Source organism: Microcoleus sp. B7-D4 (genome assembly GCF_036705125.1).
Classification (GTDB): Bacteria; Cyanobacteriota; Cyanobacteriia; order Cyanobacteriales; family Microcoleaceae; genus Microcoleus.
The window spans coordinates 43351-69602 of record NZ_JAUBTT010000002.1 but is presented as its reverse complement, the minus strand read 5'-3'; the positions used below and the strand labels follow the sequence as shown (position 1 = coordinate 69602).

At 46.8% G+C, this 26252-nt stretch carries 21 protein-coding genes; 11 read left to right on the top strand and 10 right to left on the bottom strand.

What is annotated here, in order from left to right; translation table 11 throughout:
• Positions 1-247 precede the first annotated feature (247 nt).
• Positions 248-1729 carry a pitrilysin family protein gene (locus QUB12_RS01085; RefSeq protein ID WP_333143278.1) on the top strand — a complete coding sequence of 494 codons (1482 nt, stop codon included), beginning with the start codon at positions 248-250 and terminating at the stop codon, positions 1727-1729.
• 193 nt (positions 1730-1922) lie between these two features.
• Here QUB12_RS01085 and QUB12_RS01080 read toward each other — a convergent pair whose 3' ends face one another.
• Together QUB12_RS01080 and QUB12_RS01075 are read right to left on the bottom strand one after the other, a co-directional pair.
• Positions 1923-2303 carry a hypothetical protein gene (locus QUB12_RS01080; RefSeq protein WP_333143279.1) on the bottom strand — a complete coding sequence of 127 codons (381 nt, stop codon included), beginning with the start codon at positions 2301-2303 and terminating at the stop codon, positions 1923-1925.
• Positions 2304-2325: 22 nt separating this feature from the next.
• Positions 2326-2796 (bottom strand): hypothetical protein, encoded by a 471-nt coding sequence (locus QUB12_RS01075; RefSeq protein ID WP_333143280.1) that lies wholly within the window; start codon positions 2794-2796, stop codon positions 2326-2328.
• Between the two features lie 268 nt (positions 2797-3064).
• On the opposite strand from QUB12_RS01075, the gene QUB12_RS01070 reads away from it, so the two are divergent.
• Entirely contained in the window at positions 3065-4354 is a 1290-nt protein-coding gene (locus QUB12_RS01070; RefSeq protein WP_333143281.1) for a S41 family peptidase, read from the top strand.
• Positions 4355-4467: 113 nt separating this feature from the next.
• Here QUB12_RS01070 and asnS read toward each other — a convergent pair whose 3' ends face one another.
• Together asnS and QUB12_RS01060 are read right to left on the bottom strand one after the other, a co-directional pair.
• Complete coding sequence (gene asnS, locus QUB12_RS01065) at positions 4468-5859, bottom strand: asparagine--tRNA ligase (protein WP_333143282.1); 1392 nt, start codon at positions 5857-5859, stop codon at positions 4468-4470.
• Positions 5860-5978: 119 nt separating this feature from the next.
• Complete coding sequence (locus tag QUB12_RS01060; protein WP_333143283.1) at positions 5979-6344, bottom strand: DUF2203 domain-containing protein; 366 nt, start codon at positions 6342-6344, stop codon at positions 5979-5981.
• 118 nt (positions 6345-6462) lie between these two features.
• Here QUB12_RS01060 and QUB12_RS01055 point away from each other — a divergent pair, with 118 nt between their 5' ends.
• Complete coding sequence (locus tag QUB12_RS01055) at positions 6463-6738, top strand: DUF6439 family protein (RefSeq protein WP_333143284.1); 276 nt, start codon at positions 6463-6465, stop codon at positions 6736-6738.
• 246 nt (positions 6739-6984) lie between these two features.
• On the opposite strand, the gene QUB12_RS01050 is transcribed toward QUB12_RS01055, so the two are convergent.
• The gene (locus QUB12_RS01050) at positions 6985-7473 is read right to left on the bottom strand and encodes an anti-sigma regulatory factor (RefSeq protein WP_333143285.1); all 489 of its coding nucleotides are present in this window, start codon (positions 7471-7473) and stop codon (positions 6985-6987) included.
• A gap of 293 nt (positions 7474-7766) precedes the next feature.
• Entirely contained in the window at positions 7767-7982 is a 216-nt protein-coding gene (locus tag QUB12_RS01045) for a hypothetical protein (protein ID WP_333305067.1), read from the bottom strand.
• Positions 7983-8169: 187 nt separating this feature from the next.
• Between QUB12_RS01045 and QUB12_RS01040 the strand changes: the two genes are divergently transcribed.
• The 4 genes from QUB12_RS01040 to QUB12_RS01025 all read left to right on the top strand — a co-directional run bounded on the left by QUB12_RS01040 (position 8170) and on the right by QUB12_RS01025 (position 12294).
• A complete protein-coding gene (locus tag QUB12_RS01040; RefSeq protein ID WP_333143287.1) occupies positions 8170-9063 on the top strand; it encodes an alpha/beta fold hydrolase in 894 nt (297 codons plus the stop codon).
• Between the two features lie 143 nt (positions 9064-9206).
• Positions 9207-10193 carry an aldo/keto reductase gene (locus tag QUB12_RS01035; RefSeq protein WP_333143288.1) on the top strand — a complete coding sequence of 329 codons (987 nt, stop codon included), beginning with the start codon at positions 9207-9209 and terminating at the stop codon, positions 10191-10193.
• Between the two features lie 162 nt (positions 10194-10355).
• A complete protein-coding gene (locus tag QUB12_RS01030) occupies positions 10356-11753 on the top strand; it encodes an AAA family ATPase (RefSeq protein ID WP_333143289.1) in 1398 nt (465 codons plus the stop codon).
• Positions 11754-11763: 10 nt separating this feature from the next.
• Entirely contained in the window at positions 11764-12294 is a 531-nt protein-coding gene (locus QUB12_RS01025; protein WP_333305065.1) for a hypothetical protein, read from the top strand.
• Between the two features lie 172 nt (positions 12295-12466).
• Here QUB12_RS01025 and QUB12_RS01020 read toward each other — a convergent pair whose 3' ends face one another.
• Both QUB12_RS01020 and QUB12_RS01015 read right to left on the bottom strand, forming a co-directional pair.
• Positions 12467-12607, bottom strand: a complete 141-nt coding sequence (locus QUB12_RS01020) for a hypothetical protein (protein ID WP_190736053.1) — start codon at positions 12605-12607, stop codon at positions 12467-12469.
• 108 nt (positions 12608-12715) lie between these two features.
• Positions 12716-14407, bottom strand: a complete 1692-nt coding sequence (locus QUB12_RS01015) for a transglutaminase domain-containing protein (protein ID WP_333143914.1) — start codon at positions 14405-14407, stop codon at positions 12716-12718.
• A gap of 422 nt (positions 14408-14829) precedes the next feature.
• Here QUB12_RS01015 and QUB12_RS01010 point away from each other — a divergent pair, with 422 nt between their 5' ends.
• The 4 genes from QUB12_RS01010 (at position 14830) to QUB12_RS00995 (ending at position 24580) form a co-directional block, all read left to right on the top strand.
• Positions 14830-15696 (top strand): DUF928 domain-containing protein, encoded by an 867-nt coding sequence (locus QUB12_RS01010; RefSeq protein WP_333143875.1) that lies wholly within the window; start codon positions 14830-14832, stop codon positions 15694-15696.
• A gap of 116 nt (positions 15697-15812) precedes the next feature.
• On the top strand, positions 15813-15989 hold the full coding sequence (locus QUB12_RS01005; RefSeq protein WP_333143876.1) for a hypothetical protein: 177 nt from the start codon (positions 15813-15815) through the stop codon (positions 15987-15989).
• A 24-nt stretch (positions 15990-16013) separates the two neighbouring features.
• Complete coding sequence (locus tag QUB12_RS01000) at positions 16014-18134, top strand: ShlB/FhaC/HecB family hemolysin secretion/activation protein (protein ID WP_333143877.1); 2121 nt, start codon at positions 16014-16016, stop codon at positions 18132-18134.
• Between the two features lie 581 nt (positions 18135-18715).
• Complete coding sequence (locus QUB12_RS00995) at positions 18716-24580, top strand: CHAT domain-containing protein (RefSeq protein WP_333143880.1); 5865 nt, start codon at positions 18716-18718, stop codon at positions 24578-24580.
• A 110-nt stretch (positions 24581-24690) separates the two neighbouring features.
• Here QUB12_RS00995 and QUB12_RS00990 read toward each other — a convergent pair whose 3' ends face one another.
• Together QUB12_RS00990 and QUB12_RS00985 are read right to left on the bottom strand one after the other, a co-directional pair.
• Positions 24691-25089 (bottom strand): alr0857 family protein, encoded by a 399-nt coding sequence (locus tag QUB12_RS00990; RefSeq protein ID WP_333143881.1) that lies wholly within the window; start codon positions 25087-25089, stop codon positions 24691-24693.
• A 233-nt stretch (positions 25090-25322) separates the two neighbouring features.
• Positions 25323-25838 (bottom strand): HNH endonuclease, encoded by a 516-nt coding sequence (locus QUB12_RS00985; RefSeq protein WP_333056402.1) that lies wholly within the window; start codon positions 25836-25838, stop codon positions 25323-25325.
• Positions 25839-26252: the final 414 nt, after the last annotated feature.

Genomic DNA, 26252 nt, shown 5'->3' with positions numbered 1-26252 from the left:
TTTTAGTCGAGTCTAGATCCCCCTCGCATCCCCCTTAATAAGGGGGGACGAAAGAGAACACTCTTGTCCCCCCCTTCGTAGGGGCGGTGCCCCCGTGCCCGCCCTAGGTTAGGGGGGATCTAGACTTCGCGACAAACAAGAGAGACGGTAGGTTTAACGTTAAGTTGTCACGCCTTGGGCAGAGCCGGGGAACGCAGATCCAGAGGCTCTGCCTCGAATTGTCAACTTAGGAAACATTGGAGAAAGAATGAAAAGGACTAAATTGAGACTGAAAAAAGTAAAGTTATTTCTGCTATCCCTTTGCTTTTTTACTGTTTCACTGGGAACGTTTAATTTGTTACCTTCCTTCGCGGCTGCACCCAAACACTACGACGAATTAACATTCCCGGCGGTGCCAGAAATTAAACTGCCTAAATACACTCGCTTCGAGCTGAAAAATGGCATCCGCGTGTATCTTATGGAAGACCGGGAACTCCCGCTAGTTGGGGGAACGGCGCTATTTCGCACGGGCGAGCGCTTTGAACCTGCCGATAAAATTGGACTGGGAGGTTTGACGGGAGAAGTGATGCGAACTGGTGGCACGAGCCGGCATACGGCTGATGAATTAAATCAGTTGCTAGAACAGCGAGCAGCTTCGGTAGAAACGGGGATTGATGTTAGTTCGGGCAGCGCTAATTTTAGTGCTTTAGCTGAAGATTTGGAACCCGTGTTTGACTTATTTGCAGAAGTGATTCGGGAACCAATATTTGCTAAGGAAAAGTTGGATTTAGCGAAGAACCAAACTCAAGGTGCGATCGCCCGCCGCAATGACGATCCTGACGATATTACCGGTCGCGAGTTTCAAAAGTTAATTTACGGCGATCGCAGTCCTTACGCGCGCACTGTAGAATACAAAACCCTCGCCAATATTTCCCGCGACGATTTGGTGAGTTTCTACCAGAAATATTTCCATCCCAAGAATATGATTTTGGGTATTTCTGGCGACTTTGATACAGCTAAAATGCGATCGCTCGTCGAGCAAAAATTCGGCAACTGGCAACCGACTCAAAGTGCACAAGTGCCTGCACTACCAACGGTATCGCCAGCAAATGGGGGCGGCATATTTTTGGTAAATCAGCCGCAATTAAGTCAAAGTTACGTGCAAATGGGACATTTGGGCGGAATGCTCAGCAGTCCAGATTACGGTGCTTTGGACGTGATGAACGGGGTTTTGAACGGTTTCGGTGGTCGTTTGTTTAATAATGTGCGATCGCGCCAAGGTTTAGCTTATTCAGTATACGCAGCTTGGAGTCCGAAATTTGACTATCCGGGGGTGTTTGTCGCAGGAGGCCAAACGCGATCGGATGCCACAGTACCGTTTATCCAGGCAATTCGGGCAGAGATCGATCGTATCCGCACCGAACCAATTACCCCGGAAGAATTAGCTTTTGCTAAAGATTCCACCCTGAATTCTTTCATCTTCAAATTTGAAAATCCCAGTCAAACTTTGTCGCGATTAATGCGCTACGAATACTACGGTTATCCCGAAGATTTCATTTTTCGCTACCGCCGCAGCATCGAAGCAGCAACAGTTGCCGACGTGCAGCGCGTAGCCAAGACTTACTTGAAACCGGAGAATCTGGTAACATTAGTAGTGGGAAATACGGCAGCAATTCAACCGCCGTTATCGAGTTTGGGAACTTCGGTAAAAGTGCAATCTGTTGATATCACAATTCCCCCAGCGACTTAATTTATTTACTCGTTCCCAGGCAGAGCGAAAGTATTTTGTAGGGTGCGTCGCTGCGGAAACTTCGCTGGAATTTGTAAGTTTTTGAGCGACGCACCTAACTATTGTGTGGTGCGTCGCTGCGAGATTGTCGGTCTTGTTTGTAAATTTTCGATGGCGACGCAGCCTACGGCTAACTAACGAACATCGCGACATTTCAAGCCAGCCGATCGGGATCGACACCCAACTCCCGCAACTTTGCCGCCAATACCTCCGCCCGCTGGCGTTCCTGTTGGGCCCGCAGCCGTTCCTGTTGGGCCTGTTCCGAACTCCACAGCAGCAAATTTCCAGCCTCATCCCACCAGCGCAGCCAATTCATAGTTTGCCCCAGCCGTTCCCCCGACCAAATCCCTAGCCACAAATCCAACTCTGGAATCCGCACCCGTCCCTCAGCATCAGCGGTTTGGGCTGCATAACCACCATTTTGCAGATACCGCACTTCCAGTTTGGGCTCGTAGGGGTCGTAGGTAACATAGGTGGGCACTTGCAAAATCTGCTCGTAGAAGTAGAGCTTGCCATAGGGAGGAGTCGATCGCACCGACAGTTCGCCGTAATCTTCATTAGACCTCTTGCAAAAATAGCTGGGACGGGCTCTCCGGCCCGTCCCACAAAAAGTTTTTTCTCTTGTGGGATGGGCCGGAGAGCCCGTCCGAAAATTTGATCGAAAGGACTTTTGCAAGAAGTCTATTAGACAAAAACTCCATCACCACCGATACCGGCGCACCCTCCAGATTCGGCGTGTAACTGCGGCGAATGGTGTCCTCTGCGACTCGATGCACTTGCGGCGCGTAAAACCAATCCGGTGCTTTGACTACAATCTGCTTATTTACAGTCGCTACCAGTCCAAAATTGGAACCGATTAGGGCGATCGGCCCAATGCGTCCCGCGGCTCCCAGAGCATCGGTGAGAGCGGCAGCAAGGGGCGGTTGTTGAATATTGTCCAGGGGATCGTCCGGTAATACAAAGTCGGCTGGTAGGGCTTCCCAGGTGACAGTTGGTGCTTTGGAACTCGATGGGATTTGAAGAACCATTAGCTCATACCATTTGAGATTTGAGATTTTAGATTGGAAAACACCGATCGGGTGTCGCCCATTTAATTTGTACCTCACTTCATTCATAAAACCGTTATGGTAAGGTGCGTCGCCCGGAACAATCCGCAAGTTTCATTTCTGATCTGACAGCGACGCACCCTACAGATCACTAAGAAATAAAGGAAGTATTTCACCCAAATTTGGTATAAATTCGTAGTGAAAACTTGCGATACAGCTCTCATTATTCTCTCTTAATCAGGTGTTCAGTATGCGTTTAAGTCCTATCTCTTCCCGGTTTTTGAAACTGTTGACGATCGCACTCCTCACAAATCAATTCACCCAGCTAGGTGCGATCGCAAATCCATCGACCCCCGAATCAGTTAATTCTCCCACCATTATCACGGATCAGGACAGCCCAAAGGCCTTAGTGGACGAAGTTTGGCAGATAATCTCGCGTCAATACATTGATGCGAGATTCAATCAGCAGGACTGGAATGCGATTCGTCAACGCTATGTGAATCGGTCCTATGGTTCCTATGAAGAGGCATATCAAGCAATTCGAGAGATGTTGAAGCTACTGGGCGATCCATTCACCGCTTTCTACGATCCAGTCGCATACGAAAGTTTGCAGAGTACCACTGCTAATATTACCCAAACCGGACTTGAAATTATAAATGACCGGGATACTCAAGCAGTTACGATTATCCAGCCTACTGAAAATTCCCCGGCACATAAAGCCGGAATCTTGCCACATGATATCATCACTACAATTGATGGTAAACCAGTCGAAAGGAAGGCTTTTTATGAAGTCCTGACACTGCTACAAGGAAACCTGGGAACCTATGTTACTCTAGGCATTCTTCGTAATGGTCAGCCCCTCACTTTTAGAATTCAACGTGCCAATACAAAAAATATTCCTGTACGGTATCGTGTTGAGGAAACTGCGTTTGGTCGGGTTGGTTATATTCGGCTAAATCACTTCAGTGCTCAGGTTACGGAGGATATGAAGGCGGCGATCGAAGCTTTGGAGAAACAGAATGTAAAAGGCTACGTGTTCGACCTTCGCTCTAATCCAGGTGGCTTGTTGAGAGCAAGCATTGACATCGCTCGGATGTGGCTCGATCGAGGCATCATTTTTAGTATGATTGAACGCGATGGAATACAAGACCAGAACCAGGCCAATCATAGCGCACTCACCCAGAAACCTTTAGTCATCCTAATCAATGATAATTCTGCTAGTGCCAGCGAAATCGTGGCGGCAGCCTTGCAGGAAAATAAACGAGCAAGCTTGGTCGGAACAAGAACCAAAGGTTATAATTCTATTCAGTCTGTACGGGGACTGCAGAATGGCTCAGGTTTAGCAGTCACGGTCGCAAAATGGTTAACGCCCACAGGACGAGATATTAACCGAACTGGACTCAATCCTGATGTAGTCGTAGAACTGACTGATAGGCAACAGCAAGACCTGTTTCGCGATCGTAAAATTGGGACTACCGCCGATCCTCAATTCGTGAAGGCGTTACAAATCTTAAATCAGAAGTTGCGACCTTCCAGGTAATCGATTCAGGACTTACGCACGAGCCGTCAAAACCCGGTTTCTATGTCAATATTTCTCGCAGATGTGCAGGATTTTTCTCAGAAACCGGGTTTTTTGCGTAAGTCCTGAATTAACTAAAAATCAATACTCAAAGGCGCTCTCGGAAACGGAATTACATCCCGAATATTCCCCATTCCCGTCATAAACTGCACCAACCGTTCAAATCCCAAACCAAACCCAGCGTGAGGCACAGTCCCGTAGCGGCGCAAATCCAAATACCACCACAATTCCTCCTTATTCATACCCTGGGCTTCCATACGCCGCTCCAACACATCCAGCCTTTCTTCCCGCTGCGAACCGCCGATAATTTCCCCAATATTAGGAGCCAAAACATCCATTGCTCGCACGGTTTTCTCGTCCTCATTTAAACGCATATAAAATGCTTTAATCCCGACGGGATAATCGCTGACAATTGTCGGCTTTTTAAACAAGTCCTCAGCCAAATAACGCTCGTGTTCCGACTGCAAATCCAAGCCCCAACTTACCGGGAAATCAAACTTTTTGTCAGCTTTTTCCAAAAGTGCGATCGCCTCGGTATAAGTAATCCGCTCGAACTGATTATTAATGATATTTTCAGCAGTAGCCAAAACCGTTTTGTCAATGCGCTCATTGAAAAACTCCATATCTTCCGGGCAACGATCCAAAACGTATTTAAAAATGTACTTTAAAAACGCCTCAGCCAAATCCATATCTCCCTGCAAATCGCAGAAAGCCATCTCCGGTTCAATCATCCAAAACTCCGCCAAATGCCGCGAAGTATTAGAATTTTCCGCTCGGAAAGTCGGGCCAAAAGTGTAAACATTGCCGAAAGCCATCGCCATAACTTCCGCTTCCAACTGGCCGCTAACTGTTAAATAGGCGCGCTTTCCAAAAAAGTCTTTAGCATAATCAACCTCTTGCGAATCAGTGCGCGGCACATTCTTTAAATCAAAGTTGGTAACGGCGAACATTTCCCCCGCACCTTCGCAGTCGCTAGCAGCAATAATCGGAGTATGAACCCACAAAAAACCGCGTTCTTGAAAAAATTGGTGTACCGCCGCCGAACAAGCATTGCGGACTCGAAAAACAGCACCGTGGGTGTTTGTGCGCGGCCGCAAATGCGCGATTGTCCGCAAGAATTCAAAGGAATGGCGCTTTTTTTGCAGCGGATAAGTTTGCGGGTCTGCATCGCCGTAAACTTCTACTTGTGAGGCTTTCAACTCAATTCGCTGTCCTTTTGCCGGAGATGCTACCAGCACTCCCGACACTTCTAGAGATGCACCTGTATTCAGTTGTTTCAGTACATTTTCAAAATCTGGCAAATCGGAATTTATGACTACTTGCAAGTTAGCCATCGCCGAACCATCGTTGACTTCGACAAAGGCAAATTCTTTCAATTCGCGCTTAGTGCGAACCCAGCCTTGAACAGTTACAGTTTCGTCGGGTTCACCTGCGCGCAAAATCGCTGCTATTCGTTGATTTGTCATAATATCCACTCCTGTTTATTTAATATTTTGCACCATATTTCTCTCTTTTCTCTTCCTCTGCGCCCTCTGCGCCCTCTGCGGTAAATAAAAAAATCAAAAATTCTAACTCCCAACATCCTTCAACCTGCATAGGATTTCAAAATCCAACCGATCAAAATGCCAAGCCCCCCAAAGCGAACTGCTTGCCAAAAAGGTTGTTTTATGCTTCCCCAAGAAAACAGGCTGCTTTCTAAATTCAACTCGATAGTTTCCAATTCTTGCTCAATTTCCCGCAATTCTTTTTTGAGTTCCGGCAATGGATTTCGGCGCCCCGACTGGCGGATTTCTTCGCGGCGATGGCCGAGTTCTACTTGGCGCTGTCGATCGACCTGAATTTGAGTGTACCGTTCTTTGACTCCTGCGAGCGATCGCTCAACTGCTGCGAGCGCTTGAACAAACTCACTTTCTTGCTCTTCGGGATTTAACTCTGACGGCTGTTGAGGCATTTCGATCTGCAAACCTGACAATAATAATAAAAAAAACCGATTTCCAATTAAGTTGTTATTATATGCAGTATATTTTTTAAATTCAGAAACGGCAGCCAAATCCGTATAATTGCCAATTATGCTTGAAACTACACAAACAACCCAAACTGTCAACCTCAACGAGCTGAGCACGGTAGAACTCGCCCAAGCTCTCGCCGCGCGCCTCGCCATCGCCGAAAAAGATTGGCACCGCCTCAAAGCCAACCGTTCCGCGCGGGCCTGCGAGCAAGCGGCAGCCGCTTTGGTCTTTTTGCTCAAAAAACAGCCCGAAGAAGCTCTCCCGCGCTTAAACCAAGCAGCAGGATGGCTGGATCGATCGATATCGGCTCCTCCCTGTCCCACCCACGGCAAATAATTTTGAGTTTTGATTCTTGAGTTTTGACTTGAGTAGTCGCTCAAAATTTAGACAATCGCGCCGCTAGATCGAGCAGCGCGATTGTGAGTTCAAAAGATTTATACTTTTTTAACTCAAAACTCACATTTTGCATTATGATCAGCTATCAATAGCCAGATACTCCAATTTCTCACTGCAAGCTTCAGCCCGAGAACGAAAAAATTTCCCGGTCTAGCGGAGGTGAAAACTGCTGCTTTCATAGCGGTGCTAGCGCAAGCGAGGCAGTCGGTAGGGACTGGCAAGTTCTTTGCACAGCCGTAACTCTGTACCTTCAGAATTCCACTCTACCCGATCGAATATTTGGTAAAGAATAAACAACCCCCTACCACATTCCTGTTCCACATGGGGTAGTCCAGAGTTATCTGCAACATCCTCTGCGAGGAGACTGTCGCAATCATCGGTATAAAGGTTGCAACTGCAAGGAGCCTTAAAGCCAGAACCTTCATCCGATATCACCCACCAATATTGGTTTTGGACGATCGAAAAACGGACTCCAACAGTTTTAGCGGGATCTAATTTGTTTCCATGCTTAGCAGCATTTACCAAAGCTTCTTGAAGCCCCAACCGCAATTCTGCTTGCCAGAAATCTGGCACCTCTGCTAGGAGCAGATCCAAAATAGGACAAAGGTATAGAGTAGAAGCGAAGCTAATCGTAATCCAATTGCGTCCGACGGGACGAGGTGAAATAGCAATCACTCAGAAAACTCCCTAACTTTCAGGTGGATAAAGTTCACACCCTGCATAGTTGGCTCCCTAGTATTCAAAATGCTAATTAATTGAGCGGCGCAGCTCTACTTCTATCTTAGAGTATCAAAGCAATTAAGAACAGCAAACCACGTCACAAAATATTCTGCGATTCTGAGAAACTTCTGCAGAGAACCATCAGTAATTCTACTTATAACTTCTTCCAGTAGCGAAATTTTTGAGGTCGGCTTTTGCCAACTAGCAACCAAACGGCTCGCTGCATCCTCCAAGCCATTAACAGCTACCTAACAAACGATCCCCACGTTGAAAAGCTCGGAAATAACTATAAAAAAGTCGATCCCTTCACCCTCGCCCATCAGGTTCGACCCTAGCAGCCGCTGCTTTGCGCCATCGCCCAGAACTTGATGTTGCAGCCAAACAGCCAAATCATCATACCTAGGTGTGTTGCAGCCCAAACCCGATTTATTTTCCCAAATGCGATCGGGCAACATATCTCCCATTGCTGCGCCCCTCACAAAATCAATATTCGTTACAAAACTTATTAAGCCTGAGTGCCGGCGAGCGCGAGAGCCCAACTCGCCCACATTGACCTATCCTTTGCTGGCGAAACTCCGGGGCGTTGTTCCAACTAGATAAATCTGAATGTCGCGATACAATAGTTATAGTAAATAATTATTTCTTTACATTATGCAAGCAACCCCAGCCATAACCGCAGCCCCCATAGCCGGCACTTACTGGCAGTGGCGGGGGCATTCAGTATACTACGTTCGATCCAGCGATCGGCATCCAGAACGCCCTCCCCTGCTGTTAATTCACGGTTTTGGAGCCTCCACAGACCACTGGCGCAAAAATATCAGCGGCCTGAGCAAAGACTTTGAAGTGTGGGCGATCGACCTGATCGGATTCGGGCGATCGGCAAAACCAGAATTGCAGTACAGCGGCGACCTCTGGCGCGACCAACTCCACGATTTTATCACCAACATCATCGGCCGGCCCGCCGTACTAGCCGGCAACTCCCTCGGAGGCTACGCCGCCTTGTGTGTAGCAGCCGGGCGCCCCGAATCAGCAGCGGGACTCATATTAATCAACAGCGCCGGCCCCTTCAGCGAACCGCAGCCCGCACCCGAAGCCCCGCCCTTGCAAAAAGCCATATCTGCCGTAGCTAAAACCTTATTTCAGCAAGATTGGGCAAGTTTTCTGCTGTTCCAGTACGTGCGCCAGCGATCGACAATTCGGAAAACCCTAGAAAAAGTTTATCTCGACCAAAGCGCCGTCACAGACCAATTAGTAGAAGAAATTTACCTTCCCTCCTGCGATCCCGGTGCCCCCAAAGTATTCGCTTCCGTATTCCGAACACCCCAAGGCGAAAAAATTGACGTATTACTTAGTCAATTAACCTGCCCATTGCTAATGCTGTGGGGAGAAGGCGATCCGTGGATGAATTCCACAGAAAGAAGCGCTAAATTTCGCAAACACTATCCGCAGTTAACAGAACACTTTATCAAAGCTGGTCACTGTCCCCACGACGAAGTACCAGAACAGATAAACGAACTGATTCGCGCATGGATAATTGACCAATAGTCGATCGGCACATAGATAATTTTCCCCCGGTCATCTCCTCCCTCGGAGAGGGGGAAAATTATCCGATTTGCCGTAAAAATTTATGTATTGTGCCAACACAAACGCGGTTAATTTCTCTCACATATTCTGAGGAGACGGAAACAATGACCCGCAAAAAGACTCGCCGCAATTTTATATTGAGCAGTATAGCTGTTGCCAGCGGCATTGCAGGTGCTAAGGCGATCGAACAGCAGGATGGGGAAATCGCAGCCGCACCCAATAACCAGGCGGTCGCCACAGTAAAAATGCCAGAACGACTGTTAGGCAACACCGGCGTGAAAGTGCCGATTTTCGGTTTGGGGGGGGCCGGACAAACACCGCTGTCGCAGCCGGGAAGAGAAGCAGAAGCAGCGGCGCAAATTGAACGCGCGATCGAACTAGGCATTCGCTATTTTGACACGGCAGCCGACTACGGGCCCAGCGAAGAAAACTTAGGCAAAGTTTTGCCACCATATCGATCGCGCCTATTCTTAGCCACAAAAACCGCCGCCAGAGACAGAGACGGGGCGTGGAGAGACTTAGAGCGATCGCTCAAAAGATTGAAAACCGATCGGCTAGACTTGTGGCAACTCCACCACGTCTCATTCCAAACAGAATTAGACAAAATTTTCAGTGCCAAAGGAGCAATAAAGGCGATCGAAGAAGCCAAACAGCAAAAAATAATTCGTTTTTCCGGCATCACCGGACACCACGAACCAGCCATCATTGCCGCAGGCTTGGATCGCTATCCTTTCGACACAACATTAATCTCCCTCAACGCCGCCGAAAAACATCATCCGCGCTCCTTTGTTACCAGCGCTTTACCAGTGGCCAAAGCCAAAAACATCGGCGTCATAGCCATGAAAATACCAGCTTACGGCAAATTATTTCAGAACGGTGTTTTAGATGGAATGCACCAAGCAATGGGCTACACGCTTTCACTTCCCGGCGTGCACTGCTGCGTCATCGCCGCCGAGTCAGTAAAGCAATTAGAAGAAAACTTCAAAGTCGCCCAAGCATTCAAACCCCTGAACACAACAGAAATGGCAGCACTTGAAAAACGCACCGCCGCCGCTTGGGAAGAAAATACATTTTTCCGACAGTGGACTTAGAGCTGATGTTGGGAAATGCGGCGCTCGTCGCCGCTCTACTTGCTGTTAATATTGAACAAGAATCACCAATCCTGGCATAATGGGTTTAGGAATGAAAAATCTATACAACTAACGGTTTCAGGTTCCTCTCTATCTGATAGTTTATCAACAGGAAATTTTTTAATGAAATTAGAAATTAGAAACTTAGGTGTTGTTGAAAAAGCAGAAATTGATTTAAAGCCTTTAACTGTTTTTATTGGTCGTAATGGTGAAGGGAAAACATGGGCTGCATACACTTTATCAGCGATCCTCGGACAGCAGGGATACGGAAATTACTTAAAAGCTTATCTTGACGGTAAAACCCAACAGACATATCCAATCATAGATAGCGCACTTCAGCAACTTTTTGATGAAGGTAATGCACAAATTGATATGATTAAATTTGCTAATGACTGTGCGGAAATTTATATTAATGATGTGGCTCGTTTGGCTCGAAACTGGATGCCCTCTTTTATGGCTACAGAACGAGCAGATTTTGATAACTTGCAAGTAGATTTAAATTTAGCAGAAACAAAAGCAGAGTTGTTGAAAAGGATAAAATCAGCTTCTGTCGAGAGTGAAATTTCTTTAGGTTTACTTAATGCCCTGAAAGAATCAGACGAAGGAATATTGTATTTTTATTCAAACGGGAAAATTTTGAATAAGCTGCCTAAAAAAGCGATTAAGCAATTCGTAATTCAGGAAATTTTTCAGATGCTCCACAAAGCATTTTATGCTTATATACATATATTCCCTACTGAAAGGACTACTTTTATAACTTTTCCATTTAGCTCTTTTCAACTTCGAGAAGTTAGAAGCGAAGAACTTTTAAAAGAAACAGATAAATCCGAATTTGAACGCAGAAAAACGCCTTTGGTTGAACCAGTAAAGCGTTTGTTGGAGATGATTATATGGAGTTCTAGAAAAAAAGACAGAGAAGAGGAAATAAAAAAGAATCCTTTGGTAGAGGAATATGTGAAGTTAGCTGATTTTTTAGAAAAAGAGATTTTACAAGGAAAGGTCGGTTTTGAAACATCATCAGAATTGCGAAAAGAACTACTTTTTCAACCTAAAGAAAGTACCAAGTTGGAGATGCCTATTGTTTCTTCAATGGTAAAAGAATTAGCTCCATTAGTTCTCTGTTTACGCTATTTAGTTGAACCAAATGAGTTACTGATAATTGATGAGCCAGAAATGAATTTACATCCAGCGGCTCAAGTAGAGATAGCTGAATTTTTGGCAATGTTAGTCAATGCTGGATTGCACGTCTTAATTACAACCCACAGTCCCTACATTGTTGACCATCTTGCTAATCTCATGCAAGCAGCTAAGCATGAAGATCCAGATAGCATTAAAGAAATGTTTTATTTAGAGCGAACAGATGCTTTTATTTCTCAAGAAAAAGTTTCAGTCTATTTGTTTGAGGATGGAACAGCCAAAAACATTATCAGTGAAGAAGGTACAATAAATTGGGAAACTTTTGGTCAAGTGTCGGATGATGTTTCTCGCATTTATGCTAATTTACTGAAAATTCAAGATTGAGAGACAGTTAATGCCTTTTGAAAATTTGCTTTTATCCTCCTGTTTACTTCCAGGTCAAACTTATTTTAAGGAACATAAAGCTTCAGTAAAAGTAGAACCCCTAGAAGGCGAAACAATACTTTTTTTTAACATAGATGACCAATCAAATCCTGGTTGTAAGCTGCGTCAATTTTTATGGGGCACAGAAAAAGGTCAAAAAATGTGCGACCTGATGGTGTTTTACGCTAAAGACAGCAAGCGTGTTATCTGTTTTGTAGAATTAAAAGATAATATCGGTGATTTAGGTCAGGCCACAAAGCAAGTAATTAATACATACGATACTTTCAAGGTACATCTGCAAAAAAGTTATACGCCGAAAGCATTTATCTATGCGTGGGCCGGTTCTTTACCCTACGAACATGAGGAATATCAGAGAGAGTTATTAAAGGCGTTTGGGAAAAATAATTTTGATTTTAATAACAGAAGTAATGATGCTTTAGGTGATTTGTTGCGGGGAAACCCACCTAAAACAGGTGGAGGGAAGCGGAAAAATAAAAAGTAGAAAAAATCTGTCAATTAAGGCTATTCAATAAGATTTTTTTGAAGCGCCACACCTATGTTCTCTCTTTAGTTGCACCTCTGCGGTGAAAATACGTCAAATCAAAAAACAAGGCGACCCAACCAGGTTGCCTTGTTTTTTATCATAAAAGATGCAATTTGTCAACAGCAAAGAGCTACTTTTTTTTCCGTTTAGCCTTATCTAACCGCCTACGATCGCGCCACTCAACAGAAGTCAAATAAGCGACCCCGCCAGTCACCGTCACCAGCAGTACAAAGGCCACTAAAACGAGAAAATTAGCAATCGAAAATTCCACAACCCCTCTTCCTCTGATTTTACATTTTCTACTTTCGATTTTAGATGAAAAATGTTAACAATTAACAGTTAAATGTTGACGGCTAACTGTTAACTGTTAAGACTCCCTTCAAACTGCTGGCAACTCTTCCAAAATGGTAAACCTCACATGATTAATTGCCAGACTCCCCACGGAAACATCCTCCTTGTTTAAAGGAAGACCGCCGCTGGTGAGACCTTGAAACCGGATTCCTTTGCCAATTTCTACGTGATACCAAGCCAAACCCATAAAAAATCGCAACGGATAAGGGCCTCTGTCTTGAATATCATCAGGATTAGATTCCATCGGCACCCAGCCAAAACCTGGAATGTAAAATTCCAGCCAAACGTGATTGAAATCCGGCTCCAGCGACACACCTTTTCTGTCACCAAAAGCCGGACACTTGTAGCGGCCGATCGTGCGGCAAGCAATCCCGTTTAACCTAGCCAAAGCTAACAAAAGTCCCACGTATTCGCCGCAGGAACCGATACCACGGCGCAGCACAATATCGGGAGTGTCAATGTGAGGTCTAATTCCGTAAGAAAGTTGATCGTAAACAAAATTACGAATGCTCAGCAATTGCCTGAGAATGTTAGTTTCCGAACCAATAGCCGCCGCAGCCGCCGATCGCACAATCTCCGTATCCATCGCCAAATTGTCATTATCCACCAAATACTTAGCTGCAAACTCCGGCGACAGCTTCGGACTCTTTTCGACATCCCGAGGCGATAACTGATACTTAATCGATCGAACTTCTAACAAAGCCTTCCAGCCAAAAATTCGGCGTTCCCCAGGGTGCAGCCGATCGAACTTAAACACCGCCACCCGTTCCCCTTCCTGAATTTCCTCAGTAAAAGGCATTCCAATCGGCGTAATTTTCCTGACCTTTTGTCGGTGAGTTTGCGAAGGCAAAGCAATCCGCCACTCCAAATTTTCGATTTCTACCTCATCGAGAGGAGACAGTTCCTCCACATAAGACATTTCCATCAAAAAACCGTTTGACAAAGCGTAGCGCTCGGCTTCATTGTAGTGAAAAGACAAAGGCTGAATAAAAGTGCGATCGCGCTTCGTCAACTGAAAAGGATCTTCCGAATTCGGGTCATCCCGGATGTAAAGTTCATCCCCGGCATAAGCCACGTACAGAACCTCCTCCCCAGTTTCGGAATCCTTGTGAAAAGCCAAACCCGAAGGCGACTCAAAGGGAGTCAAAACGCTAAATTTAATCTCCCCAGTTCCCCGTTCCAAACAGTAAACAGTTTGCTCAGTCTTGTCACAAACCCAAATTTCCTCATCCCGGACAGTGATATTTTCTACCCCAATACCGGGAGCATAAAACCGAGTAATTTCTCGACCAGTTTTTAGGTCAAAAACCAGAATCGAGGCTAATCTCTGGCAAGTCACATAAAGCGTAGATTTCCAAACAGCAATCCCGTCAGCAGGATAAGAAAGCGAAACAAAATGTTCCGGTTGGAGTTCAGTTATCGCCCCGTCCCGAATTGCGCCCCGACAGCAACAAATATCCTCATCCCGCGCAAACCAGAGAGTATCTTCCGAAATAGCTAGCCCAGTTGCGCCCGCAAACTTAGCCGTTTGATAAGGATTCAAAACAGTAGTGTTGTCAGTTTCTCGATCGATCTCCAATAGCAGCCCTTCGGCGCGATCGACAGCGAACAACCTATTTCCTAAAAAAGCAATGCCGTGCAGTGCCAAGACTCCGATGGGTCTGACCATCCGCAGCCCCGAAGGCTGTTTGTCCGAGAGAACAGGTGAATCGAGATTCATGCTAAATTTCTTGCCGGTATTGTACACAAAAACTGATTTGTAACTTGTAGCCGATCGCTTGAGGTTCACCAGCAAAATTGCCGAGTTTCCTGATATCCATGATTGACGCATCAACCGGGTGTTGTTAGGAAAAGACGCCTTGTAGCCTCTTGTCTGAGTTAAAAAACCCGGAATATTAGTCTTTGTCAAAGTTGGGTTGAACAAGCTCAACCGAACCTGCAGCCGTGAATGGAAGTAAGTATAACTACTAAGCTACCACTGACAAACGCGACAGAGAATTCTATGTTGAGCACAGCGACCAAAATAATCGTATCTGCCTGAAGATATAAATTAAGTACAACAGATTACGATATCCGTCAAAACCTTGGATAGAATAAAACCGTGAGATAAAGTTCCTAGGTTCATCAAAAGGCAGGTTCGTCATGGCTTTGAAGTCTGCTCTAAATATCGGTGCTCTTTCCTTAATTCTGTCTTTAGAGGCAGTTGCCGCCGGTAGTTTTTTAATACCTGCAGAGGCTCTCAACAGCCCCGCAAACATTGTCCAGCGCGCCTCACCACCGCAGCTACCCCTCAACTGGCAAACAGCTCAACCCCCTGAACCAAGCGGAAGCAGACCGAACAGCCAGCAATTGGAACCCGCGTGGAATAGCTTTCAACCGCCGGAGGACGGAGTACCCGGAAGGCGGGAAGGGGGAGGAACCCGCGGGTTAGAATGCCCCACGGCCACAACTGCCTTAACTGCCTTGATTCCCCAATCAACTATGGGGCAAACCATATCAGCAAAGCCAACATTTTTCTACTACCTTCCCGTAGCCCTCGACAAAACAGTTCAGTTTGAGTTAGCAGACGAAAGGGACAAAACACTATACAAAAAAAGTTTTCGCATGGTAACTAGCCGTGCAGGTGTAGTTAGCGTCAGCCTCGGCTCCGATGACAACTCGCCAGCCCTGGAAGTTGGCAAAAACTATCAATGGTACTTTACTATCAAATGCAACCCAAAAAATACAACCGATGATGTTCTCGTTTCCGGGTGGATCAACCGCACCGCACTCGCCCCAACCGTGAAAACAGAGTTGGATCGATCGTCCGATCGCACCAAGCTCAGCATCTTCGCCCAACAAAATCTCTGGTACGAGTACCTGGCAACTCTAGCTCAATTGCGTATCGAGTCTCCCAGCGATGCCAGTTTAGCGATCGAGTGGTCAGCAGTGCTCAACTCAGTCGAACTCGGCAAAATAGCCCAAGAACCCTTAGTCGCAAGTGAGTTAACACCTATCACAAGAAAATAATTCAACACCAGTTTCACGCAAAGAATGCAACGGTAGGCCCGTGCCCCAAACCCTGATAGCCATAAGTCATTGGCAATTCTAAAATCTAAAATCTAAAATCTAAAATCTAAAATGGTATGACTGGTGCAGCAAGTACGAAAAACTCGGTTTCGAGCGCGGTATTTGGCAGCGCCACAGATGATTTTTGCCTGTTGCGGATTGTTTGGTCGATCGTCCTAAATAAATTAAAATTTTTGTACCGATCGGCAGTTCGGACTTCTGACATCTTGAAAGCCGGACTGTGGAAATTTTGATGGTCAAATTTCGCCTAATACTAAATGATAAACTGGCATAGTCAAGCAGGCGACAAACTTATTTTAGAGAAATTATTAATTATGCGCCCGAATGCAAATATTGCACTATTTCGGTTGGGGATTTCACTTCTAACTGCGCTGCCGATGGCTTGCTTTTATGCCAATAAAGCTATATCCCAAACAAAGGATATTTCTCAGTTGCCCGTCGCCGCTGACAACTCAGCAGATACGGGCAATCAAGTATTAGCACTTCAAAAACTGGAAATCAAGCAAAATGAAACAGCAACAAACTTAAATCAGCTTCCCGATTCGATCGAGACCAACCCTGAACGAGAAACACAATCGAACCCCGCCGAGAACAGGCAAGATGCCTGTTCCACAAGCAGTTTGATTGATTGTCGTACGGGCATCTTGCCCGTAGCAAAAAATCTGGTTGACAACGATCGCCAATGTCAGAACCCGCTAGATTGCAATCATGTTTTAGCCCAGAACCAACCCTCGCTGCCTCCAAACCTGCCATCGCCGCCGACGGAGCCCGATCCAAATCGCGATCGATTTCTGCAACCGGCCCCGCAGCCTTCCCCAGAACCTCCCCAAGCACCGCCCACAGTAGCGCCGCCGTCCCGGTCGCCAGTTCCCCCAACCCTGCCGAATACACCAATTGAGGTGCAGAAAATTCAAGTAGTTGGCAGCACAATTTTAAGCCAAGACGAAATTAATGCCTTAGTCAACCCGTTAGAAGGCCGTTCTACCACCCTAGAACAGCTCAAACAAATCGCCGACAAAATTACCGAAATTTACCTCAATCGTGGCTACATCACTTCGAGAGCAGTCTTGCCGCCCCAAACTATCACCGCAGGGGTAGTCCAAATTCAAGTGATTGAAGGCAAGCTAGCCCGAATTGAGGTAGAAGGAACTAAAAGATTGCATCCGAGTTACATCCGCAGCCGGATTCGACTCGGTGCCGGAATGCCTTTAAGCACAGCTTCATTAGAAGACCAACTCCGGCTGTTACGAGTCGATCCTTTATTTGACAATGTAGAAGCCAGTCTGCGGGCTGGGGATAATGAAGGAGAGAGCATTCTGATCGTCCGAGTCTCGGAAGCTAATCCGTTTCAACCTACTTTCAGCATTGACAATTACTCGCCTCCCAGTGTCGGTTCCGAAAGATTGGGAGTTAGTTTGCGGCACCGCAATATAACAGGAAATGGCGACGAACTGGCAGCGGCTTATTACAGATCGCTCGGCGATTCAGACGTGTTTGATTTTAGCTATCGCGTGCCGCTAAATGCAATGAACGGCACTTTGCAATTGAGGGCGGCACCGAATCGCAACAGTATCGTACAACCACCTTTTAACCGTGCTGACATTTCGGGAAAATCGCATTTATTTGAAGTTAGTTACCGCCAGCCGCTGCGGAGAACGCCGATCGAAGAATTTGCCTTGTCTGCCGGTTTTACTTATCAAACAGGTAGAACTTTTGTCGCCGGCGAACCGGTTCCTTTTGGCATCGGCCCGGACTCCAATGGTGTCACCACTACGAGCGCAATTAAGCTGGGACAGGACTACATTCGGCGCGACCCGCAGGGTGCTTGGGCCGTGCGATCGCAATTTACGATCGGCACTAGCTTGTTTGATGCTACTCAAAACGAAGGTTCTGATCCCGACGGACAATTTTTGAGTTGGCTGGGTCAATTGCAGCGAGTACAGCGATTGAATGACAAACATTTATTAATTTTGCAGGCAGACTTGCAGTTGTCAGCTAATAGTTTGTTACCTTCCCAGCAATTTGTAATTGGCGGCGGGCAATCTTTGCGCGGCTACCGCCAAAATGTCCGTTCTGGGGATAACGGCTTCAGAGTTTCCATCGAGGATCGGATTACTTTGCAGCGCGATGCTTCGGGAAATCCCAAACTTCAATTAGCTCCCTTTTTGGATGCGGGTACGGTATGGAACGTTGCGAACAATCCTAATACATTAACCAATCAGACATTTTTAGCAGGTTTAGGTTTAGGGGTAATCTGGGAACCGATACAGCGGGTGAACCTGCGCGTTGATTACGCTTTTCCTTTGGTGAGAATTAGCGATAAAGGCGACAATCTGCAAGATAACGGCATTTACTTCAATATAATTTATACACCCTAAAGGGACTTGCTGATATCTGGCACTATTGTCAGCAACAGGCAAGATGCCTGTTCCACAAAATATAAATTTTCTTGTGGAACAGGCATCTTGCCTGTTCATAAAAGGCTAGTTGAGAATGGTGCAACCTATGAGGACTTAGGCACTCCCGGTGTCCTGACTGGGGGTAATATTAATTCCCACGCTACCGGAGTTGGTATTAGACGCAGGTAGCTGTCCCTTGAGAAAAATCAGCTCGCTTTACAAACCACAGTCAGCTAGTCAAAAGATAATAACATCGACGAGCCAACGCCCCGCAGCCGATTCAAGTTACATCCCTTAACGTCCTTGCCTCACCCTTGACGCACCCAATGACAGACAAAGATTATGAAAAATGATAGAGTTTGTCCTTAACATAAATAATTTTTTCTGACAACTAACCCCCAGCCCATCTTAATTTTGATGACCTCGGTAAAAAAAAGAGCCAACGCTAAGCAGATTTGCCTATCCAAAAAGAAACTATAGCTTTTGGCTTTTACGGAGTCGATAGAGAAAGGTTCAGTTGACCCCCCTCTCCCAATTCTTAACTCTCCCAAAAAACAATTATGCTGCCAGATAAATACCGAAAAGTGCATCGCTGTCTCCCTCTGGTGATGGGAGTGGTATTCGCTACTACCTACAGCATCCCCATCAGCGGCCAACCCAGGATTCCCACACCATCCCAGTCACCGACAACAGAAAAACCCAACCCATCGGGAACGCAGCAACCCGTGCAAGCATTTGGCGGGCAACTCGCCATGTTTGTGGGGCATGAGGAGATGGTCATAAGTGCAGTATTTAGCCCCGATGGTCGCCAAATCCTCACTGCTAGTGCAGATAAAACCGCCCGCTTGTGGGATACCAAAGGCAATCTCCTAGTTATGTTCCAGGGAGATAAAGCGGCAAGTAGATCGGGAGGCTTCCCAGGAACCAGATTCAGTACAGCCATATTTAGTCCTGATGGCAGCCAAATTCTCACTACTACTGAGTATGGAGTCCGCTTATGGGATATCAAAGGCAATCTCCTCAAAGAGTTCCGGGGGGATCAGGAGCGGGGTGAAGTTATAAGTGCCGTGTTTAGTCCCGATGGTTCTAAAATCCTAACCAGTAGTAACTTTGGGAATGAAACCGTCAGGTTGTGGGATATCAAAGGCAATCTTCTCAAAGAATTCCAGGGGCATAAAGCAAGAATTAGCGCACCAGTCCGCCCAAAAGCTGTATTTAGCCCTAATGGTCGCCAAATCTTTACTGTCGGTTCGGATGGAACTGCCCGCTTATGGGATATCAAAGGCAATCTTCTCAAAGAATTCCAGGGGCATAAGGATCGTGTCGCCAATGCAGTCTTTAGTCCCGATGGACGGCAAATCCTCACCGCTAGTCTAGATAAAACTGCCCGCCTGTGGGATACCAACGGTAATCTCCTAACCGAGTTCCAGGGGCATGAAAATCATGTCCAAAATGCAATATTTAGCCCCGATGGTCGGCAAATCCTAACCTATAGTAGGCAAGTCCGAGTTTGGGATACCAAAGGCAATCTCCTCGCTGTGTTCGGGCAGCATGGAGATTCCCACTGGAGTTCTGTCTCGATTGCAACAGGATTTAGCCCGGATGGTCGCCAAATCCTTACCAGTAGTATGGATGGAACTGCTCAAATTTGGGATACCAAAGGCAATCTGTTGGCAAAATTGCGGGGGCATAAGGATCTCGTCTGGGGAGTATTTAGTCCCGATGGCCGGCAAATCATCACATTAGGTTGGGATAAAATCGCCCGCCTGTGGGATGTGTCAGCCGCAATTGCTGCCGAATCCGAGCAAATAGCTGTCAAGGAAAGCCTTCAGGAAGGCGTGTCCAAAAATAACGCTCAACTGGCAATATTCCGAGGGCACAATAGTGATGTCCTCAGTGCCGTATTTAGTCCCGATACCAGGCACATCCTCACCGCTAGTCAGGATAAAAAAGCCCGTCTGTGGGATCTCAAAGGCAATCTCCTAACCGAGTTCCAGGGGCAGGAGGGGCTCAGCCGCGCAATATTTAGCCCCGATGGTCGTCAAATCCTCACCATTAGTTTTGGTAGTGTTGATGCGAATGATAGCACTACCCGTTTGTGGGATACCCAAGGCAATCTCCTGGCTCAGTTGCGGGGGAGTGGCTCTTTAGGAATCTACAGTGCAAAATTTAGCCCCGATGGTCGCCAAATTCTCACCGCTGGTGGTAATGGTGGTGGTGATGATACCGCCCGCCTGTGGGATCTTAAAGGTAATCTCCTAGCTGAGTTGCAACCACCTGAGAAAGTATGGGGGGGAATAGCCACAAGTGCGGTATTTAGTCCAGATGGCCGGCAAATCCTTACTGCTAGTAACGATAAAAAAGCCCGCCTGTGGGATCTCAAAGGTAATCTCCTGGTAGAGTTTCGGGGGCATGAGAAGGGGGTCAGAAGTGCACTATTTAGCCCCGATGGTAGTCAAATCCTCACTGCCAGCGATGATGAAACCGCCCGCCTGTGGGATCTCAAAGGCAATCTTCTAGCTGAGTTCCGGGGGCATAGAGAGAGACTCACAACAGCCGTATTTAGCCCCGACGGGAAGCAAATCCTCACCTATGCTTGGGCTGAAACTGCTCGCTTGTGGGATACCAAAGGCAATCTCTTGACAGAGTTTCGGGGAGATGAAAAATATTTCTACAGTGCAGTTTTTAGTCCCGACGGCAGCCAAGTTCTCATTATCAGTAATGATGCTGCAAATGGAATCGACCCTGGTATCGCCCGCTTATGGGATACCAAAGGTAATCTCCTGGCTGTGTTCCGAGGGCATGAAAGAGGTTTCGGTGCAGTATTTAGCCCCGATGGTAGTCAAATCCTCACTGCCAGTGATGATGGCACCGCCCGTCTGTGGGATGTATCAGTAGCAATTGCTGCCCAAGCCGAGCAAATGGCAGCGCTGCAAACTTTTCGGGAAAGCGTATCTAAAAATAGCGCTCAACTAGCAGAGTTACGGCACGATAAGTATGGAGTCAAGCGTGCCGTATTTAGCCCAGATGGCCGCCAAATTCTCACCGCCACCGATAAAACCGTTCGCCTGTGGGATATCAAAGGCAATATCCTCACCGAGTTCCAGGGACACAAGTATTCTGTTGAAAGCGCCGTATTTAGCCCTGATGGTCGGCAAATCATCACCGCCAGCGATAAAACCGTTCGCCTGTGGGATAACAAAGGCAATCTCCTAAGTGAGTTTCAGGGCCGTGATCATAGAATCGAAAGTGCAGTATTTAGCCCGGACGGTCGTCAAATTCTCACTGCTAGTAGTGATAACACCGCCCGCCTGTGGGATACCAAAGGCAATCTCCTGGCTATATTCCAAGGACATGAGATTCATGTCAACAGTGCAGTCTTTAGTCCCGATGGCCGGCAAATCCTCACTGCCAGTTTAGATAAAACCGCCCGTCTGTGGGATACCAAAGGCAATCTCCTGGCTGTGTTCCGAGGGCATGAGACGAGTGTCGAAAGTGCAATATTTACCCCAGATGGTCGCCAAATTCTCACTCTAGGCAGTGATTTCCACGGAAATGCCCGCCTGTGGGATATAAAAGGTAATCTCAAAGCAGAGTTTCGAGGGCAGAAGGATGTAGATAAAGGTTCCAGTCACGATGAGAGTGCAGTATTTAGCCCCGATGGTAGTCAAATCCTGATCACCAGTAACGATAGACTTTCCCGCCTGTGGGATATTTCTGGCAATCTCCTAGCAGTATTGCGAGATCATGACAGTTCTGTCAACAGCGCCGTATTTAGTCCCGATGGCAGGCAAATCCTCACCGCTAGTGAGGATCAAACCGCCCGTTTGTGGGATGCAAAAGGAAATCTTCTAGCGATATTTCGAGGACATGAGGATGGGCTCAACCATGCAAAATTTAGCCCTGATGGTCGCCAAATCCTCACTGTTAGTAGTGATAGAACTGCTCGCCTGTGGGATTTATCAGTTGGGATAAAAGTTTCTGCTGCTGAAGTAGCATTTATCAAAGGAACTCAACTTTCTAGCCAAAGCACAGTCGAATCTAAACAACTTGCACTGGGAAAGTTAGAAGAAGCCCTCGCACTTTATCGTGCAGATAGAAACTACGCCCAAGCCACACGCACTCTCCTTTCAATGGGTAAAATTTACGCCCATTTCGGACAATTTCAATCTGCCCTAGACTCCTACAATCAAGCATTACCCTTATCAAAACAAGCCGGTGCCAAAGCCGAAGAAGCCGCTATTATCAACAGTTTTGGTCAACTTTACATCGATTTAGCTGATCCTCCAAGCGCCCTGGATTACTATAACCAAGCTTTGCCCTTATTCTATCAATTAAATGACCAAGCGACAGTCGCCAACACCCTCAACAACATTGGTAATATTCACGCTGCTACAGGAAACTGGAAAAATGCCCTAGACTCCTACAACAAAGCTCTAGTCATCTCCAGACCCGCAGGTAATTTAGCAGCAGAAGCGACTGCCTTAACTGGCATTGGTAGCACCTACATCGCTTCAAAAGAATGGTCAACGGCCTTGAATGCCTACAACCAAGCCCTAAAAATCTCCCGACACTTAAACGACAAAGTAAAAGAAACCACAGTCCTCAATCAAATGGGGAAAATACAAGCTGCTTTAGGTCAGAATTCTACCGCCATTGAAAACTATAACCAAGCCTTATCTCTATCCCAACAACTCGGTTACAAAACAGAAGAAGCGCACATCATCTACAATCAAGCCATCTTAAACCGCCAACAAAATAACCTCACCGTTGCCCAAACCGAAATTGAAACCGCAATTAATATTATTGAAAACCTCCGCACTCAAATCGGTAGCCAAGAACTGCGCCAGTCTTACTTTGCCCGCAACCAAGATTATTATCAGTTTTACATCGATTTGTTGATGCAACTGCACCAGAAAAATCCCGATAAAGGTTACGACGCACAAGCCTTTCATGCTAGCGAACGTGCCCGTGCCCGCAGTCTGCTTGAACTCCTCAGCGAAGCCAGCGCAAATATTCGTCAAGGTGTTGACCAGCAACTGCTAGCACAAGAACAAAATTTGCAACAACAACTCAGTGATTTTCAGAGTCGCAAATACCAAATTATCAGCGCTAGATCTACCCAAGAATCTCTGGATGAAATTCAAGAAAAAATCGATACAGTTCTCAAGCAACTCGCTCAAATAGAAGCTAAAATTCGCGCCAGTAGTCCTCGTTACGCTGCTCTCCAATATCCCGAACCTCTCAATTTGCAACAAATTCAACAACAGGTAATCGATGACAATACGCTACTTTTAGAATATTCTTTGGGTGAGGAGCGCAGTTATTTGTGGGCGGTGACGAAAACTTCTTTCACCAGTTACGAACTCCCTTCTCGCACCGAGATTGAAGCCACGGCTAAGAATTTCCGCGATACTTTAACCAAAGAGACCACGAGAACCTCTCCTCAAATGGTTGCTGAATCTGCTGGACTTCTGAGCCAAATGATCCTCGCTCCGGTTGCTTCTGAGTTGGGCAACAAGCGCTTGCTAATTGTTGCGGATGGCGCCTTGCAATACATTCCTTTCAGTGCCCTTACTCTGGAAAAATCTGAAGCGCCACTAATAGTTAAGCATGAAATTGTTAACCTGCCTTCTGCTTCAACTCTGGCTATTCTGCGGCGGGATATGGCGACTCGTCAACCGGCTCCAAAGGCGATCGCCTTGTTTGCAGATCCAGTTTTTAGCACGGACGACGAACGGCTCAAAGGCACAAGTACATCGCCTGTAACCAAGAATCAAACTGTTGAAAATCTGCCAGTGGAAGCGCAACAATTACAGAGATCCGCCTCAGAGGCTAACATTTATTGGACTCGCTTACCTTTCTCGCGAACTGAAGCTGAGCAAATCCTGGCTTTGGTTCCCGATGATTTGGAAAAACAAGCGTTTGACTTTACTGCTAATCGTACCACGGCAACCGCTCCCGATTTATCTCAATATCGCATTGTTCATTTCGCTACCCACGGATTTGCTAATAGCAAACATCCAGAATTATCGGGATTGGTGCTTTCTTTAGTTGATGAGAAAGGCTCGTTACAAAATGGCTACTTGCGACTGAATGATATTTTCAATCTCAATTTACCGGCCGAATTGGTGGTGCTGAGCGCGTGTCAGACGGGTTTGGGAAAAGACATTAAGGGAGAAGGGTTGGTGGGTTTGACGAGAGGGTTTATGTATGCGGGGGCGCCGCGTGTGGTGGTTTCTCTGTGGAGTGTTGACGACCAAGTAACTTCTGAGTTGATGACACGATTTTACAAAAAAATGCTCCAAGATAAATTGGCGCCTGCTGCGGCACTGCGATCGGCGCAAATCGAAGTGCTACAGGTTTCAGAATGGCAATCTCCTTATTATTGGGCTGCTTTTGGGCTGCAAGGAGAATGGAATTGAGTGCGCTTCTGGCGGGAGAGGGGGAGAAAGTGGGGGAGTGCGACATGAAGAAAATATTTCCTTCTTGCTTCTTCCCTCTTCCTTGTTCCCTCTTCCTTCCAGATCCGATATTAATCGCCGACTTCCCCGACAACCTCCGCAGCAGCCTGAGTTTCGAGCCAGAGTTTGAGCAGCAAGAGCTCTGCCCGATCGCCCAACACAGTCGCAAACACGCCGTCAGCCCCCTCAGACGCATCAGAAATCCACGTACCGCGCAGAGTCACTTCTACAAAGTCAGCATCAGCAACACAAAGGGCGATCGCATCATTGTCGTTTCGGCGCGCCTCAGATTCCAATAGAGGCAGCGCCGGCAAATTCGCGGGCAGCAAAAATGCCGCAGTGCTCGGTTCGACGCTGATGCTTTGACCAACTCGCATAGCCAGCACCACTCGCAGCGCCACTAACTGTTCGGGAGATTGAGCCAAACGCTCTAGGTTAAAGCCCGTTTCAGTATAAGTCAACTTCAGCATATTGACAGCCCTAAATTTGGAATTGAAAGTTAAAAATTGGTAATTGAAAATTGGCGATCGGGAATTGGGAATTGGGCATTGGGCATTGGATAGGAAGGAATGAAAAGTTTGCTATTCCGACCTAAAATCCTTTTTAATTACAGGACTGAATTAGCTATTAACTATTAGCTATTACCAATTACCAAGAGACTGTTTGGCCCATGCCCCATGCCCTATTCCCCATGCCCCATGCCCTATTCCCCAATTTGGTATTCGTGCCAAAACAGTTCGGCAAAAGCAACAGTGGGGTGTATGGGGGCTTTCGGCTTAGTTCGCAGAGACATTCCAGCTTCTACGGGAGTTCGATCGCCCTTACGAGAGTTGCATCGTTCGCAAGCAGTCACCACGTTGTCCCAAGTATGCGGGCCGCCCTTCGATCGAGGCATGACGTGATCCAACGTCAAATGCCGATTGCTACCGCAGTATTGGCAAGAATGAGCGTCGCGGCGCAGAACTTCCCGGCGATTAACCGGGGGCACTTTCCACAGGCGTTCCCTGTTACCAAAAGTCAAGCGGATTTGTTCGGGTACGTGGATGCTGGTGCTGGGCGATCGCACCAGCCAGCCGTTGCCGATGCTAAAATCTAGAGGTTCAGCCTTGCCTGTTACCAACAGTACGATCGCCCGTTTGATGTTGACACGGCTCATTGGTAGGTAATTCTGAGAAAACACCACCACAGATTGCCTCAATACATCAGTTACTACGGTCACGGCTTGCTCCTCCTCATTTGGATTTTAGATTTTAGATTTTAGATTTTAGATTTGGGATTTGGGATTTGGAATTTTCGGTGCAACGCCTGCATTGGCTACATCTGGTTTTTTCCCAGTTCCCCAAGCGGATCGAATTTCTCAAATATCCAATCAAATGCCCCCGCTTCTCTTACTTAGAAGCGGGGGCTAGAAAAACTGCTTTCATGCAAATTTTCATCCTGTCTTGGTACAGTAGTTTAGCTGTACCTCCCGCTTCGCGTCTCTCGATATGGCTGTGCCACTTGCCGACCGTGCTGGTCTACCTCGTTGTAATTAATTTCTGCAATTTCTCCTAATCCACTATAACCGGGTTTAATTAGGCCCAAGCCCGCCCACGAGGTCGCTGCGACAGTCGCAAAACCCGTGCTAAAGACG

Bases quoted from the DNA above. Each gene is read 5' to 3' on its own strand.
- QUB12_RS01085 (WP_333143278.1), top strand. From the start codon at position 248: ATGAAAAGGACTAAATTGAGACTGAAAAAAGTAAAGTTATTTCTGCTA.
- QUB12_RS01075 (WP_333143280.1), bottom strand. From the start codon at position 2,796: ATGGTTCTTCAAATCCCATCGAGTTCCAAAGCACCAACTGTCACCTGG.
- QUB12_RS01070 (WP_333143281.1), top strand. From the start codon at position 3,065: ATGCGTTTAAGTCCTATCTCTTCCCGGTTTTTGAAACTGTTGACGATC.
- asnS (WP_333143282.1), bottom strand. From the start codon at position 5,859: ATGACAAATCAACGAATAGCAGCGATTTTGCGCGCAGGTGAACCCGAC.
- QUB12_RS01060 (WP_333143283.1), bottom strand. From the start codon at position 6,344: ATGCCTCAACAGCCGTCAGAGTTAAATCCCGAAGAGCAAGAAAGTGAG.
- QUB12_RS01055 (WP_333143284.1), top strand. From the start codon at position 6,463: ATGCTTGAAACTACACAAACAACCCAAACTGTCAACCTCAACGAGCTG.
- QUB12_RS01045 (WP_333305067.1), bottom strand. From the start codon at position 7,982: ATGGGAGATATGTTGCCCGATCGCATTTGGGAAAATAAATCGGGTTTG.
- QUB12_RS01040 (WP_333143287.1), top strand. From the start codon at position 8,170: ATGCAAGCAACCCCAGCCATAACCGCAGCCCCCATAGCCGGCACTTAC.
- QUB12_RS01035 (WP_333143288.1), top strand. From the start codon at position 9,207: ATGACCCGCAAAAAGACTCGCCGCAATTTTATATTGAGCAGTATAGCT.
- QUB12_RS01030 (WP_333143289.1), top strand. From the start codon at position 10,356: ATGAAATTAGAAATTAGAAACTTAGGTGTTGTTGAAAAAGCAGAAATT.
- QUB12_RS01025 (WP_333305065.1), top strand. From the start codon at position 11,764: ATGCCTTTTGAAAATTTGCTTTTATCCTCCTGTTTACTTCCAGGTCAA.
- QUB12_RS01015 (WP_333143914.1), bottom strand. From the start codon at position 14,407: ATGAATCTCGATTCACCTGTTCTCTCGGACAAACAGCCTTCGGGGCTG.
- QUB12_RS01010 (WP_333143875.1), top strand. From the start codon at position 14,830: ATGGCTTTGAAGTCTGCTCTAAATATCGGTGCTCTTTCCTTAATTCTG.
- QUB12_RS01005 (WP_333143876.1), top strand. From the start codon at position 15,813: ATGACTGGTGCAGCAAGTACGAAAAACTCGGTTTCGAGCGCGGTATTT.
- QUB12_RS01000 (WP_333143877.1), top strand. From the start codon at position 16,014: ATGATAAACTGGCATAGTCAAGCAGGCGACAAACTTATTTTAGAGAAA.
- QUB12_RS00995 (WP_333143880.1), top strand. From the start codon at position 18,716: ATGCTGCCAGATAAATACCGAAAAGTGCATCGCTGTCTCCCTCTGGTG.
- QUB12_RS00990 (WP_333143881.1), bottom strand. From the start codon at position 25,089: ATGCTGAAGTTGACTTATACTGAAACGGGCTTTAACCTAGAGCGTTTG.